Here is a 15,295-nt window from a genome sequence, read left to right on the forward strand (position 1 = left end):
GCGGCATCCAAATCCAAAGTTTCGGGAGAGTTAACATGGGCAAAATTATCGGTATTGACTTGGGGACCACCAACTCGTGCGTCTCCATTCTTGAAAACGGCAACGTAAAAGTTATCGAAAACGCTGAAGGCGCGCGTACCACGCCGTCGATCATCGCTTACGCCAACGATGGCGAGATTCTGGTAGGTCAGTCGGCCAAGCGTCAGGCTGTTACCAACCCGCACAACACCCTGTACGCAGTTAAGCGTCTGATCGGTCGTCGTTTCGACGAAGAAGTTGTGCAGAAAGACATTCAGATGGTCCCTTACAAGATCGTCAAGGCTGACAACAACGACGCCTGGGTTGAAGTGAACGGCCAGAAAATGGCTCCGCCACAGATTTCGGCTGAAATCCTTAAAAAGATGAAGAAGACCGCCGAAGACTACCTCGGCGAAGCAGTGACCGAAGCGGTCATTACTGTTCCGGCCTACTTCAACGACAGCCAGCGTCAGGCCACCAAGGACGCCGGTCGTATCGCTGGTCTGGACGTCAAGCGCATCATCAACGAACCAACCGCAGCCGCTCTGGCTTATGGCATGGACAAGGCCAAGGGCGATCACACCGTGATCGTTTATGACCTGGGTGGCGGTACGTTTGACGTTTCCGTGATCGAGATCGCTGAAGTCGACGGTGAGCATCAGTTCGAAGTACTGGCCACCAACGGTGACACCTTCCTGGGTGGTGAGGACTTCGACATCCGTCTGATCGACTACCTGGTTGATGAGTTCAAGAAAGAAAGCGGCATGAACCTCAAGGGTGACCCGCTGGCCATGCAGCGTCTGAAAGAAGCTGCCGAAAAAGCCAAGATCGAGCTGTCCTCGAGCCAGCAGACCGACGTCAACCTGCCGTACATCACAGCAGATGCCACTGGTCCTAAGCACCTGAACGTGAAGATCTCCCGCGCCAAGCTGGAATCTCTGGTTGAAGACCTGGTTCAGCGCACCATCGAGCCATGCCGCATCGCTCTGAAGGACGCCGGTATCGACGTTGGCGCGATCAACGACGTAATCCTGGTCGGCGGCCAGACTCGTATGCCGCTGGTACAGAAAGCCGTAACCGACTTCTTCGGTAAAGAAGCTCGTAAGGACGTCAACCCGGACGAAGCGGTTGCCATGGGTGCTGCGATCCAGGGTGCGGTTCTGGCCGGTGACGTGAAAGACGTACTGCTGCTGGACGTTAGCCCGCTGACCCTGGGTATCGAAACCATGGGTGGCGTGATGACCGCGCTGATCGAGAAAAACACCACGATTCCTACCAAGAAATCCCAGGTGTTCTCGACTGCCGATGACAACCAGGGCGCCGTGACCATTCACGTGCTGCAGGGCGAGCGTAAGCAGGCCGCGCAGAACAAGTCTCTGGGCAAGTTCGACCTGACCGACATTCCACCTGCTCCACGTGGCGTGCCGCAGATTGAAGTGACCTTCGACATCGACGCCAACGGCATCCTGCACGTAGGTGCGAAGGACAAGGCTACCGGTAAGACTCAATCGATCGTGATCAAGGCCAACTCCGGCCTGTCGGATGAAGAAATCCAGCAGATGATCCGTGACGCTGAAGCCAACTCGGAAGAGGATCGCAAGTTCGAAGAGCTGGCCACTGCCCGTAACCAGGGTGACGCGCTGGTGCACTCGACTCGCAAGATGGTGGCTGACGCCGGCGACAAAGTGACTGCGGAAGAGAAGACCGCGATTGAAGCTGCCGTGGTTGCTCTGGAAGCCGCTGTCAAAGGTGACGACAAGGCTGCCATCGACGCCAAGGTCGAAGAGCTGTCGAAAGTCTCGGCCCCGGTTGCCCAGAAGATGTACGCCGAACAGGCTCAGCCTGCTGAGGGTGCAGCACCGCACGCTGAGTCTGCTGAAAAAGCCGACGACGTCGTCGATGCCGAGTTCGAAGAAGTAAAAGACCACAAGTAATGGCTTGTTGGTCGGCCGGTTGACTGCCTTTGGGCGGTGACTGGTAGGATGTCGCCGCGCGGGAGCTTGCTCCCGCGTTGGCGTGTCTGGAGTCAGCGAATTTTGATGGTGTGCAACTTCCGTTTGTGCACTGGCGGTCGGGTCGGAGAAGCTCCTGCTTTCCGGCTGCGATGACCGCAATGATCGACCTGCAACCGGGTCGTCTATCCAAGACCAGGATCGTTGAATTGACGTGAGTTGGGTCCGGGCCTGTATTGGGGCTCAGCGAGTTTGGCAGAGCTCAGGAGGGTTTGCCGGGCGTCCTTAAGAGTGCAAAGACTTATGGCAAAGCGTGACTATTACGAAGTATTGGGTGTGGAGCGTGGCTCCAGCGAAGCGGAGCTGAAAAAGGCTTACCGTCGCCTGGCGATGAAGCATCACCCGGATCGTAATCCCGGCGACAAAGCGTCGGAAGACATGTTCAAGGAGGCCAACGAGGCCTACGAAGTGCTGTCCGACTCCAGTAAGCGCGCAGCTTATGACCAGTATGGTCATGCCGGTGTCGATCCGAGCATGGGGGGTGGTGGCGCCGGTTTTGGCGGTCAGAACTTCTCCGATATCTTCGGTGATGTGTTCAGTGATTTCTTCGGTGGCGGTCGCGGCGGTTCTCGCGGTGGCGCGCAGCGCGGTAGCGATCTGCGTTACACCCTGGAACTGAATCTGGAAGAGGCGGTGCGGGGCACCACGGTTAACATCCGTGTGCCAACACTGGTCAATTGCAAGCCGTGCGATGGTTCGGGTGCCAAGAAGGGCTCGTCGCCTGTCACTTGCCCGACTTGCGGTGGTATTGGTCAGGTGCGCATGCAGCAGGGCTTCTTCTCGGTGCAGCAGACCTGCCCGCGTTGCCATGGTCAGGGCAAGATCATTTCCGATCCGTGCGATTCGTGCCACGGCGAAGGCCGCGTCGAAGAGTACAAGACGCTGTCGGTAAAAGTGCCGGCAGGTGTCGATACGGGTGACCGTATCCGTCTGTCCGGTGAGGGTGAGGCGGGGACCCAGGGTGGTCCGACTGGTGACTTGTATGTGGTGATCAATGTGCGCGAGCACTCGATCTTCCAGCGTGACGGCAAGCATCTGTTCTGCGAAGTGCCTATCAGCTTTGTTGATGCGGCCTTGGGCGGCGAGCTGGAGATTCCGACTCTGGATGGTCGGGTCAAGCTGAAGATTCCTGAGGGGACTCAGACCGGCAAGCAGTTCCGGATTCGCGGCAAGGGCGTTGCTCCGGTGCGTGGCGGCGGTGCTGGCGATCTGATGTGTCGGGTTGCGGTGGAAACGCCAGTGAACCTGAGTCGTCGTCAGCGCGAGCTGCTGGAAGAGTTGCGCGGTTCGCTGGATGGCGACAATTCGCACTCGCCGAAAACCACGGGTTGGTTCGAGGGCGTCAAACGCTTCTTCGGCGATCTGTAAGGAGTAATGCATGCGACGTATAGCAGTCATGGGCGCCGCGGGGCGCATGGGCAAGACTTTGGTCGAGGCTGTGCAGCTGCGCTCGCCGCTCTCTGGGTTGACGGCGGCGATCGTTCGTCCTGGCAGTTCGCTGGTGGGTGCGGATGCAGGTGAGCTGGCGTCCCTGGGGCGTCTTGGCGTCTCGATGTCCGATAGCCTGGAGAAGGTTGTCGATGAGTTTGATGTGCTGATCGATTTCACCTTGCCGGAAGTGATGCTCAAGAACCTGGCCTTCTGCCGTAAGGCGGGCAAGGCCATGGTGATTGGTACTACGGGTTTGGGCGCCAAGGAAAAGCAGTTGCTGGCTGAGGCGGGCAAGGAGATTCCCATCGTCTTCGCTGCCAACTTCAGTGTCGGGGTGAACCTTTCGCTGAAGCTGCTGGATATGGCGGCTCGGGTGCTGGGCGATGATGCGGACATCGAAATCATCGAGGCTCATCACCGTCACAAGATCGATGCGCCTTCGGGTACTGCCCTGCGCATGGGTGAGGTGATTGCCAATGCCTTGGGGCGCGACCTGCAACAGGTTGCGGTCTATGGTCGCGAGGGGCATACCGGTGCGCGTGAGCGCGAAACCATCGGTTTCGCCACTGTGCGTGGTGGTGATGTGGTGGGGGATCACACTGTGCTGTTTGCCACTGAGGGCGAGCGCCTGGAAATCACCCACAAGGCCTCCAGTCGCATGACCTTCGCCAAAGGTGCGGTACGTGCTGCCCTGTGGCTGGATGGTCGCGAGGCCGGTCTTTACGACATGCAGGATGTGCTGGATTTGCGTTGAGATGCATCTGAAGTGGGGTTGAGGCTGTCCTTCAACCCCGCTTCGCACCGCTAGGCGATGTTCTGTCGCATTCCTCTGCCTTTAAGGCTCATTAGCGGTGGACCGAAAAAGCCTTTTTCTGTAAGCTACAGCTTTAGTGTGTCCACTAAAAGCGCGCAGATAATTCGACGAAGAAGCGGGGTGACGTGTCTATACGTCATTCCGCTTTTTTGCAACCTGCGATCGCCCTTTCAGGCTCTATTTACGGGAGGTCTTCTTGACTAAGCCAGCCATACTCGCCCTTGCTGATGGCAGCATTTTTCGTGGCGAAGCCATTGGAGCCGACGGTCAAACCGTTGGTGAGGTGGTGTTCAACACCGCAATGACCGGCTATCAGGAAATCCTTACCGATCCTTCCTACGCCCAGCAAATCGTTACCCTGACCTATCCCCACATCGGCAACACCGGCACCACGCCGGAAGACGCCGAGTCCGACCGCGTCTGGTCGGCTGGCCTGGTTATCCGTGACTTGCCGCTGGTGGCCAGCAACTGGCGTAACACCCTGTCCCTGTCCGATTACCTGAAAGCCAACAACGTTGTGGCGATCGCCGGTATCGACACCCGTCGCCTGACCCGCATCCTGCGTGAAAAAGGTGCTCAGAACGGCTGCATCATGGCCGGCGACAACATCTCCGAAGAAGCGGCGATTGCAGCAGCGCGCGGCTTCCCGGGCCTGAAAGGCATGGACCTGGCGAAAGTCGTCAGCACCAAGCAAAGCTACGAATGGCGTTCGACTGTCTGGGATCTGAAAACCGACAGCCACGCCACCATCGAAGCCGCCGATCTGCCGTACCACGTGGTTGCCTATGACTTCGGGGTCAAGCTGAACATCCTGCGCATGCTGGTGGAGCGCGGCTGCCGCGTGACCGTTGTGCCTGCTCAGACCCCGGCGAGCGACGTCCTGGCCCTCAATCCAGATGGCGTGTTCCTGTCCAACGGTCCTGGTGACCCCGAGCCTTGCGACTACGCGATCAAGGCCATCAAGGAAATCCTCGAGACCGAGATTCCGGTGTTCGGCATCTGCCTGGGTCACCAATTGCTGGCCCTGGCTTCTGGTGCCAAGACCCTGAAAATGGGCCACGGTCACCACGGTGCCAACCACCCGGTCCAGGACCTGGACACCGGCGTGGTCATGATCACCAGCCAGAACCACGGTTTTGCGGTGGATGAAGCCACGCTGCCGGGCAACGTCCGGGCGATCCACAAGTCGCTGTTCGACGGCACCCTGCAGGGTATCGAGCGTACCGACAAGAGCGCGTTCAGCTTCCAGGGCCACCCTGAAGCCAGCCCGGGCCCGAACGATGTGGCGCCGCTGTTCGACCGCTTCATCAACGAGATGGCCAAGCGACGCTAAGCGCTCGCCTTGAAAATGTAGCGAGCAGCGCCTGAGGGCGGCCCCGGCGAGTCCGGCGGAATAATCCCCTCAGGTGCCTCAGAGAATGTTCAAGACGGCTTGCCGACTGACCTGCGGATTTGAGTGACAACCCATGCCAAAACGTACAGACATTAAAAGCATCCTGATTCTTGGCGCTGGCCCGATCGTGATCGGCCAGGCCTGCGAATTCGACTACTCCGGCGCCCAGGCCTGCAAGGCCCTGCGCGAAGAGGGTTACCGGGTCATCCTGGTGAACTCCAACCCGGCCACCATCATGACCGACCCGGCCATGGCCGACGCCACCTACATCGAGCCGATCAAGTGGCAGACCGTTGCCAAGATCATCGAGAAAGAGCGTCCGGATGCGCTGCTGCCAACCATGGGCGGCCAGACGGCTCTGAACTGCGCTCTGGACCTGGAGCGCGAAGGCGTTCTGGATAAGTTCGGCGTAGAGATGATCGGTGCCAATGCCGATACCATCGACAAGGCTGAGGACCGTTCGCGCTTCGACGCTGCCATGAAGTCCATCGGCCTGGCGTGCCCACGTTCCGGTATCGCTCACAGCATGGAAGAGGCCAATGCAGTCCTCGACAAGCTGGGTTTCCCTTGCATCATCCGTCCGTCCTTCACCATGGGCGGCACCGGTGGCGGTATTGCTTACAACCGTGAAGAGTTCGAAGAGATCTGTGCCCGCGGTCTGGACCTGTCGCCGACCAAGGAACTGCTGATCGACGAATCGCTGATCGGCTGGAAAGAGTACGAGATGGAGGTGGTCCGCGATAAGAAGGACAACTGCATCATCGTCTGCTCCATCGAAAACTTCGACCCGATGGGTGTGCACACCGGTGACTCGATCACCGTAGCTCCGGCACAGACCCTGACCGACAAGGAATACCAGATCCTGCGTAACGCCTCCCTGGCGGTACTGCGTGAGATCGGCGTGGAAACCGGCGGTTCCAACGTGCAGTTCGGCATTTGCCCGAACACTGGCCGCATGGTCGTGATCGAGATGAACCCGCGGGTGTCCCGTTCTTCGGCGTTGGCCTCGAAAGCCACGGGTTTCCCGATCGCCAAGGTCGCGGCCAAGCTGGCGGTGGGTTACACCCTGGACGAGCTGTCCAACGACATCACCGGCGGCAAGACTCCAGCCTCCTTCGAGCCGTCCATCGACTACGTCGTGACCAAGCTGCCGCGCTTCGCCTTCGAGAAATTCTCCAAGGCTGACGCGCGCCTGACCACCCAGATGAAGTCGGTGGGTGAAGTCATGGCCATCGGCCGGACCTTCCAGGAATCCCTGCAGAAAGCTCTGCGCGGTCTGGAGGTCGGTGTTTGCGGCCTGGATCCGAAGCTCGACCTGAGCAATCCGGAAAGCATGAACGTCCTCAAGCGCGAGCTGACCGTGCCAGGCGCCGAGCGTATCTGGTACGTGGCTGACGCCTTTCGTGCCGGCATGACCGTCGAGCAGATCTTCGGCATGAACATGATCGATCCTTGGTTCCTGGTGCAGATCGAAGATCTGATCAAGGAAGAAGAGAAGGTCAAGACCTTGGGTCTGTCGGCTATCGGTCGCGACCTGATGTTCCGCTTGAAGCGCAAAGGCTTCTCCGACCAGCGTCTGGCCAAGCTGCTGGGTGTGACCGAGAAGAACCTGCGCACTCACCGTCATAAGCTGGAAGTGTTCCCGGTCTACAAGCGCGTCGACACCTGCGCCGCCGAGTTCGCTACTGACACCGCTTACCTGTACTCGACTTATGAAGAAGAGTGCGAAGCCGCACCATCGACCCGCGACAAGATCATGATCCTGGGCGGCGGTCCAAACCGTATCGGCCAGGGTATCGAGTTCGACTACTGCTGCGTACACGCTGCACTGGCACTGCGCGACGATGGTTACGAAACCATCATGGTCAACTGCAACCCGGAAACCGTTTCCACCGACTACGACACCTCCGATCGCCTGTACTTCGAGCCAGTAACCCTGGAAGACGTGCTGGAAATCGTCCGCGTCGAGAAGCCAAAAGGCGTGATCGTTCAGTACGGCGGCCAGACTCCGCTGAAGCTGGCCCGTGCTCTGGAAGCGGCCGGTGTGCCGATCATTGGCACCAGTCCTGACGCCATCGACCGTGCCGAAGACCGTGAGCGCTTCCAGCAAATGGTTGAGCGCCTGAACCTGCGTCAGCCGCCAAACGCCACCGTGCGCAGCGAAGACGAAGCGATTCGTGCCGCGACCAAGATCGGTTATCCGCTGGTGGTGCGTCCGTCCTATGTTCTGGGCGGCCGTGCAATGGAAATCGTCTACGAGGAAGAAGAGCTCAAGCGCTACCTGCGTGAAGCGGTGCAAGTGTCCAACGACAGTCCGGTGCTGCTGGATCACTTCCTCAACTGCGCCATCGAGATGGACGTGGATGCGGTCTGCGACGGCACCGACGTGGTGATCGGCGCAATCATGCAGCATATCGAGCAGGCCGGTGTTCACTCCGGCGACTCCGCGTGCTCTCTGCCGCCGTACTCGCTGCCGGCGCACATCCAGGATGAGATGCGTGAGCAGGTCAAGAAAATGGCCCTGGAACTGGGGGTGGTCGGCCTGATGAACGTACAGCTGGCCCTTCAGGGTGAGCAGATCTATGTGATCGAGGTTAACCCGCGTGCTTCCCGCACCGTGCCTTTCGTGTCCAAGTGCATCGGCGTCTCCCTGGCGATGATCGCGGCTCGTGTGATGGCTGGTAAGACTCTGAAAGAGCTGGGCTTTACCAAGGAAATCATCCCGAACTTCTACAGCGTCAAGGAAGCGGTGTTCCCGTTCGCCAAGTTCCCGGGTGTTGACCCGATCCTCGGCCCAGAGATGAAGTCCACCGGTGAAGTCATGGGTGTGGGCGATACTTTCGGTGAGGCTTTCGCCAAGGCCCAGATGGGCGCCAGCGAAGTGCTGCCGACTGGCGGTACTGCATTTATCAGTGTTCGTGACGATGACAAACCTCTGGTTGCAGGCGTGGCCCGTGATCTGATCAACTTGGGCTTCGAAGTGGTCGCTACTGCGGGCACCGCCAAGCTGATCGAAGCGGCCGGCCTGAAAGTGCGTCGTGTGAACAAGGTGACTGAGGGTCGTCCGCATGTGGTCGATATGATCAAGAACGACGAAGTCACCCTGATCATCAACACCACTGAAGGTCGTCAGTCGATTGCTGACTCTTACTCCATTCGTCGTAACGCCTTGCAGCACAAGATCTACTGCACCACCACCATTGCTGCTGGCGAAGCTATCTGCGAAGCGTTGAAGTTCGGTCCGGAAAAAACCGTGCGTCGCTTGCAGGATCTACACGCAGGATTGAAGGCATGAATAAATACCCAATGACCGTCCAGGGCGCTCGCGCCCTGGAAGAAGAGCATGCTCACCTGACCAAGGTCGTTCGTCCTAAGCTCAGCCAGGACATCGGTACGGCCCGCGAGTTGGGTGACTTGAAGGAAAACGCTGAATACCATGCTGCGCGTGAACAGCAAGGCATGGTCGAGGCTCGGATCCGTGATATCGAAGGCCGCCTGCAGAACTCGGTGGTCATCGATGTCACGACCATTCCTCATACCGGCAAGGTGATCTTTGGCACCACGGTCGAGATCGCCAACGTCGAGACTGACGAAAGCGTGACCTACCAGATCGTTGGTGAGGACGAGGCTGATATCAAGCTCGGTAAAATCTCCGTCGGCTCGCCGATTGCTCGTGCCTTGATTGCCAAGGAAGAGGGTGATGTGGTGGCGGTCAAAACGCCTGGCGGTGTAATCGAGTATGAGATTGTCGAAGTCCGTCACATCTGAAAGAAGGCGCCCGCTGCATGCGGGCGCCATGCTTTGGCAGCTGACCCAGATGCTGTGGGTCGGCGGCTTATGGCTGTTGCATCTCGGTTTGTTTCCCGTCCTGGGCCAGATTGGCCTTGCTCCCTTGCTGATCGAAGAGATTTCTACCCTGCTCAGTGCTTTGTTGGTGGGCTTTTCGGGGGCGTGCCTGGTTCTGCAGATGCTGGTGCTGATTCAGTCCGAAGGATTGAGAAGTCTTTGGCGGGATATTCGGGGGCAACTGCTGTTGATGGCAATGTATGCGTGCGGCATGTATTTCGCTGTGCGTATTCTGTTGCCTGAAGCTCAACGCTGGCAGTTGTTCAGCTATCTGGTTCTGGGATTTTCCGGCTTGATACTGGTATTGCAGCCGGTGCCAGGATGGGGTGGAAGGGTGCGCCAGGCACACCCTTGACCCGAGTCGACGTCAGTTGAAACGATGGACGTTCGACAATTGCTTGTTTACCTTGGCGTTCTTGCGGTAGATCAGCGCCATCTTGCCGATGACCTGCACCAGATCCGCTTTGCCGGCCTTGCACAGTTCGGCAATGGCTTCCAGGCGCGATTCGCGCTCGAGGATGTTGAGCTTGATCTTGATCAGCTCGTGATCGCTCAAGGCGCGTTCAAGTTCGGCTAGCACACCTTCGGTCAAACCGTTGTCAGCCACAGTCAATACTGGTTTCAGATGGTGGCCAATGGATTTGTACTGTTTCTTCTGCTCTTGAGTGAGCGGCATAATCTGACCCCTGCGTCTGATCTTGTAAAAAGCGGCGGCCAGTTTACCCGAGCGAGTCCGGGACCGCCCAGTTAATCACGACCCGTTTTATTTTGAGGTGGCCCGTGGCCCGTTCCAAAACTAGCCATAACTGGCTGAAAGAGCACTTCAACGACCCATTCGTCAAAATGGCGCAAAAAGATGGGTACCGTTCCCGTGCCAGCTACAAACTGCTGGAGATCCAGGAAAAGGACCGCCTTATCCGTCCTGGCATGAGTGTTATCGACCTGGGGGCTGCCCCGGGGGGCTGGTCGCAGGTGACCAGTCGTCTGATTGGTGGTCAGGGGCGATTGATCGCCTCGGATATCCTGGAAATGGACAGCATCCCTGATGTGACCTTCATTCAAGGGGACTTCACCGAGGATGCGGTGCTGGCGCAGATTCTCGAAGCTGTCGGAAATTCAGAGGTTGACCTTGTGATTTCCGATATGGCCCCCAATATGAGTGGGTTAGCAGCCGTGGACATGCCTCGGGCGATGTTCCTGTGCGAATTGGCGCTGGATCTTGCGGGTAGGGTACTACGGCCAGGTGGTGATTTTCTGATCAAGATTTTCCAAGGTGAAGGTTTTGATGAGTACCACAAGAGCGTTCGGCAGATGTTCGAGAAAGTGCAGATGCGCAAACCGACATCTTCCCGTGACCGTTCTCGGGAGCAATATCTGCTGGGGCGGGGCTTTCGTGGTCGCAGCGAGTAAGTAAGGTTTTTGACTGGGGTGATAGGATTTTCGTATTTCGCCCCGTCAGATTAAACGCATATTGTGTAGTCTAAGTTTCACATAGGGTTACAGACAGCGCCTGCCAGAGCTGTAGGTAATGTAGTAAGTTAGGCCGGTGAATATCATGCGAAGCGCGCGCCAGTAGCGGCGCTTGCTTCAGAGGGTAGTTAATTGAACGACATGGCAAAGAATCTGATCCTTTGGTTGATCATCGCTGCCGTCCTTGTGACGGTGATGAACAACTTCTCCAGCCCTAACGAGCCGCAAACCCTCAACTACTCCGACTTCATCCAGCAAGTTAAGGATGGCAAGGTCGAGCGCGTAGCTGTTGATGGCTACGTTATTACCGGCAAGCGCAGCGATGGCGATACCTTCAAAACCATCCGTCCTGCCATTCAGGACAATGGTCTGATCGGCGATTTGGTGGACAACCATGTCGTGGTCGAGGGCAAGCAGCCCGAGCAACAAAGTATCTGGACCCAACTGCTGGTAGCCAGTTTCCCGATCCTGGTGATCATTGCCGTCTTCATGTTCTTCATGCGGCAAATGCAGGGTGGCGCAGGTGGCAAGGGCGGGCCGATGAGCTTTGGCAAGAGCAAGGCGCGTCTGCTCTCTGAAGATCAGGTGAAAACCACTCTCGCTGACGTTGCTGGTTGTGACGAGGCCAAAGAGGAAGTTGGCGAGCTGGTTGAATTCCTGCGTGATCCAGGCAAGTTCCAGCGCCTGGGTGGCCGTATTCCTCGCGGCGTGCTGATGGTGGGGCCACCGGGCACCGGTAAGACCTTGCTGGCCAAGGCCATTGCGGGCGAAGCCAAGGTGCCGTTCTTCACTATCTCCGGTTCCGATTTCGTCGAGATGTTCGTTGGTGTTGGTGCCAGCCGTGTTCGCGACATGTTCGAACAGGCCAAGAAACATGCTCCATGCATCATTTTCATCGATGAGATCGACGCTGTCGGTCGTCACCGTGGTGCCGGCATGGGCGGCGGTCATGATGAGCGTGAGCAGACCCTCAACCAATTGCTGGTTGAGATGGACGGCTTTGAAATGAACGACGGCATCATTGTTATCGCCGCCACCAACCGTCCTGACGTGCTTGACCCAGCGCTGCTGCGGCCCGGTCGTTTCGACCGCCAGGTGGTGGTTGGTCTGCCGGATATTCGCGGTCGTGAGCAGATTCTCAAGGTCCACATGCGCAAAGTGCCAATGGGCGAAGATGTTGCTCCGGCGGTGATTGCGCGTGGTACGCCGGGCTTCTCCGGTGCCGACTTGGCAAACCTGGTGAACGAGGCCTCGCTGTTCGCGGCTCGTACCGGTAAGCGCATTGTCGAAATGAAGGAATTTGAACTGGCCAAGGACAAGATCATGATGGGCGCAGAGCGCAAATCCATGGTCATGTCCGAGAAAGAGAAGCAAAACACCGCTTATCACGAAGCTGGCCACGCCATTGTTGGTCGAGTTGTGCCTGAGCATGACCCAGTCTACAAAGTCTCGATCATTCCTCGCGGTCGGGCATTGGGCGTCACCATGTTCTTGCCGGAGGAGGATCGCTATAGCTTGTCCAAGCGAGCCCTGATCAGCCAGATCTGCTCGCTCTATGGCGGTCGTATTGCAGAAGAGATGACGCTGGGTTTTGACGGTGTGACCACTGGCGCATCCAACGACATCATGCGCGCCAGCCAGATTGCTCGGAACATGGTCACCAAGTGGGGGCTCTCCGAAAAACTCGGCCCGCTGATGTATGCGGAAGAAGAGGGCGAAGTGTTCCTGGGTCGTAGTGCAGGCAGTCAGCATGCCAGTTTGTCCGCTGAAACAGCGAAACTGATCGACTCCGAAGTACGCAGCATCATTGATCAGTGCTATGGCACCGCCAAGCAGATCCTCACTGATAACCGCGACAAACTGGACGCCATGGCAGATGCCTTGATGAAGTACGAAACCATCGATGCTGATCAGATTGACGACATCATGGCTGGGCGTACTCCGCGTGAACCTCGTGATTGGGAGGGCGGTTCGGGTACTACTCCTCCAGTAGTGCAAAACGAACGTCCGGAAACACCCATTGGCGGCCCTGCTGCCGACCACTAAGGTTTTAAATGACTTCTGTTCCTTCCTCCACCCGGTTGCCTTGCGGCAACCGGGTTCTTGATTTGGCCCGTGCGCATGTCATGGGCATTCTCAATGTAACCCCCGATTCCTTCTCCGATGGCGGTCGCTTCAGTCAACTGGATGTCGCCTTGCGGCATGCAGAGGCCATGGTTCTTGCTGGTGCTACGCTGATCGATATCGGTGGCGAGTCGACGCGGCCGGGTGCTCGTGCGGTATCGCCCCTGGAAGAGTTGGAGCGTGTGGCCCCGGTCGTGGAGCGAATTAATCGCGAGCTGGATGTGGTTATTTCCGTTGATACCTCGACGCCGGCCGTCATGCGTGAAACCGCTCGCCTGGGAGCGGGGTTGATCAATGATGTGCGCGCACTGCGCCGTGATGGTGCCCTGGATGCGGCGGCCGCTACTGGTTTGCCTGTATGCCTGATGCACATGCTCGGTGAGCCTGGCGATATGCAAGACAACCCGCATTACCAGGACGTCACTCGGGAAGTGAGTGAGTTTTTGGTTGAGCGGATGGCGGCGTGTGCGTCGGTGGGGATCGAGGCTGGGCGGATTGTTCTTGACCCGGGCTTTGGTTTTGCCAAGACCCTGCAGCACAACTTGAGTCTGTTCAAGCATATGGAGGCCTTGCATGCCCTTGGGCGTCCCCTGCTGGTCGGGGTGTCGCGCAAAAGCATGATTGGCCAGTCCCTGAATCGGCCTGTGGCCGAGCGATTGCACGGTAGCCTGGCACTGGCGGCACTGGCGGTGACCAAGGGCGCGAAGATTATCCGCGTCCATGATGTCGCCGAAACGGTGGATGTGGTGCGAATGATTGCGGCAGTGGAATCCGCTGAATAAGAACGATGGAGTACTTATGACTAAGAAATATTTTGGCACCGACGGCATTCGTGGTCGTGTGGGCGAATACCCTATTACTCCAGACTTCATGCTCAAGCTCGGCTGGGCGGCGGGCATGGCTTTCCGCAGCATGGGGGCTTGCCGTGTGCTGGTAGGTAAGGACACGCGTATCTCTGGGTACATGTTCGAATCGGCTCTCGAGGCAGGGCTATCTGCTGCCGGTGCAGATGTCATGCTGTTGGGGCCGATGCCAACTCCGGCTATCGCCTATCTGACGCGCACCTTCCATGCGGAGGCCGGGATTGTCATCAGTGCTTCGCACAATCCCCATGATGACAACGGCATCAAGTTCTTCTCGGGTGAGGGCACCAAGTTGCCTGACGAGGTGGAGTTGATGATCGAGGAGTTACTGGATGCGCCCATGACCGTGGTGGAGTCGAGCAAGCTCGGCAAGGTGTCGCGGATCAACGATGCATCGGGGCGCTATATCGAATTCTGCAAGAGCAGCGTGCCATCGAGCACCAGTTTTGCAGGCTTGAAGATCGTCCTGGACTGCGCTCATGGCGCCACCTACAAGGTCGCGCCGAGTGTATTCCGCGAGTTGGGTGCGCAAGTCACGGTTCTATCTGCGCAGCCTAATGGCTTGAACATCAACGAGAACTGCGGTTCGACTCATATGTCGCAATTGCAGGCAGCGGTCTTGGCTGAGCACGCGGATCTGGGTATTGCCTTTGATGGCGACGGTGACCGGGTGCTGATGGTCGACCAGACCGGTGCAATTGTTGACGGTGATGAGCTGCTGTTCATCATCGCCCGTGACCTGCATGAGCGTGACAAGTTGCAAGGCGGTGTGGTCGGGACGCTTATGAGCAATCTGGGGCTGGAGCTGGCTCTGGCGGATCTGGGTATTCCTTTTGTCCGGGCCAACGTAGGTGATCGTTATGTGATTGCTGAGCTGCTTGAGCGCAACTGGTTGGTGGGTGGAGAGAATTCCGGCCATATCGTGTGCTTCCGTCACGCGACCACTGGTGATGCGATCATCGCCGCGCTTCAGGTGCTGATGGCGCTCAAGGCGCGCGGTGAAAGTCTGGCGCAATCACGCCAAGGGCTGCGCAAATGCCCTCAAGTGCTGGTCAATGTCCGTTTTGGTGGGGGCGAGAGCCCGGTTGAGCATCCTGCTGTGAAAGAGGCTTGCGAGCGCGTTACGACTGCTATGGCGGGGCGTGGTCGGGTTCTGCTGCGCAAGTCCGGTACTGAGCCGCTGGTGCGTGTCATGGTCGAAGGTGACGATGAAGCACAGGTTCGCGCTTATGCTGATGAGCTGGCAAAACTGGTTGCTGAAGTTTCTGCCTGATTTCGGCTTGCCAGTGTTGTTTTGGTTGGGTAACATCTGCGCCCACTTTGA

12 protein-coding genes are annotated in these 15,295 nt (G+C 57.9%); 11 read left to right on the forward strand and 1 reads right to left on the reverse strand.

From position 1 onward, the window contains the following. Nucleotides 1-35: 35 nt before the first annotated feature. The 7 genes from dnaK to DWF74_RS20145 all read left to right on the forward strand — a co-directional run bounded on the left by dnaK (nt 36) and on the right by DWF74_RS20145 (nt 9,869). A complete protein-coding gene (gene dnaK / locus DWF74_RS20115) occupies nt 36-1,952 on the forward strand; it encodes a molecular chaperone DnaK (RefSeq protein WP_102861076.1) in 1,917 nt (638 codons plus the stop codon). A gap of 321 nt (nt 1,953-2,273) precedes the next feature. Then, nucleotides 2,274-3,398, forward strand: a complete 1,125-nt coding sequence (gene dnaJ, locus DWF74_RS20120) for a molecular chaperone DnaJ (protein ID WP_102861077.1) — start codon at nt 2,274-2,276, stop codon at nt 3,396-3,398. Between the two features lie 10 nt (nt 3,399-3,408). Continuing rightward, on the forward strand, nt 3,409-4,215 hold the full coding sequence (dapB, locus tag DWF74_RS20125; protein ID WP_102861078.1) for a 4-hydroxy-tetrahydrodipicolinate reductase: 807 nt from the start codon (nt 3,409-3,411) through the stop codon (nt 4,213-4,215). A gap of 256 nt (nt 4,216-4,471) precedes the next feature. Next, entirely contained in the window at nt 4,472-5,608 is a 1,137-nt protein-coding gene (gene carA / locus DWF74_RS20130; RefSeq protein ID WP_102861079.1) for a glutamine-hydrolyzing carbamoyl-phosphate synthase small subunit, read from the forward strand. A gap of 133 nt (nt 5,609-5,741) precedes the next feature. Continuing rightward, complete coding sequence (gene carB, locus DWF74_RS20135; RefSeq protein ID WP_115581581.1) at nt 5,742-8,963, forward strand: carbamoyl-phosphate synthase large subunit; 3,222 nt, start codon at nt 5,742-5,744, stop codon at nt 8,961-8,963. Beyond that, a complete protein-coding gene (greA, locus tag DWF74_RS20140) occupies nt 8,960-9,436 on the forward strand; it encodes a transcription elongation factor GreA (protein ID WP_011059193.1) in 477 nt (158 codons plus the stop codon). The genes carB and greA overlap by 4 nt, the downstream gene beginning before the upstream one ends. A 28-nt stretch (nt 9,437-9,464) precedes the next feature. After that, complete coding sequence (locus DWF74_RS20145) at nt 9,465-9,869, forward strand: MFS transporter (RefSeq protein ID WP_115581582.1); 405 nt, start codon at nt 9,465-9,467, stop codon at nt 9,867-9,869. A gap of 12 nt (nt 9,870-9,881) precedes the next feature. Here the strand turns inward: DWF74_RS20145 and DWF74_RS20150 are convergent, their stop codons facing one another. Continuing rightward, nucleotides 9,882-10,190 carry a YhbY family RNA-binding protein gene (locus DWF74_RS20150; RefSeq protein ID WP_102861082.1) on the reverse strand — a complete coding sequence of 103 codons (309 nt, stop codon included), beginning with the start codon at nt 10,188-10,190 and terminating at the stop codon, nt 9,882-9,884. A 104-nt stretch (nt 10,191-10,294) separates the two neighbouring features. On the opposite strand from DWF74_RS20150, the gene rlmE reads away from it, so the two are divergent. From rlmE to glmM, 4 genes are all read left to right on the forward strand, one after another. Continuing rightward, nucleotides 10,295-10,924, forward strand: a complete 630-nt coding sequence (gene rlmE, locus DWF74_RS20155) for a 23S rRNA (uridine(2552)-2'-O)-methyltransferase RlmE (RefSeq protein WP_047283886.1) — start codon at nt 10,295-10,297, stop codon at nt 10,922-10,924. Nucleotides 10,925-11,125: 201 nt separating this feature from the next. After that, complete coding sequence (gene ftsH, locus DWF74_RS20160; RefSeq protein ID WP_102861083.1) at nt 11,126-13,030, forward strand: ATP-dependent zinc metalloprotease FtsH; 1,905 nt, start codon at nt 11,126-11,128, stop codon at nt 13,028-13,030. A gap of 8 nt (nt 13,031-13,038) precedes the next feature. Next, entirely contained in the window at nt 13,039-13,890 is an 852-nt protein-coding gene (gene folP, locus DWF74_RS20165) for a dihydropteroate synthase (protein ID WP_110653077.1), read from the forward strand. A gap of 16 nt (nt 13,891-13,906) precedes the next feature. Then, complete coding sequence (gene glmM, locus DWF74_RS20170; protein ID WP_102861085.1) at nt 13,907-15,244, forward strand: phosphoglucosamine mutase; 1,338 nt, start codon at nt 13,907-13,909, stop codon at nt 15,242-15,244. The last annotated feature ends 51 nt before the right edge of the window (nt 15,245-15,295 follow it).

The sequence above is a fragment of the Pseudomonas protegens genome (genome assembly GCF_003363755.1).
Lineage (GTDB): Bacteria > Pseudomonadota > Gammaproteobacteria > Pseudomonadales > Pseudomonadaceae > Aquipseudomonas > Aquipseudomonas danubii.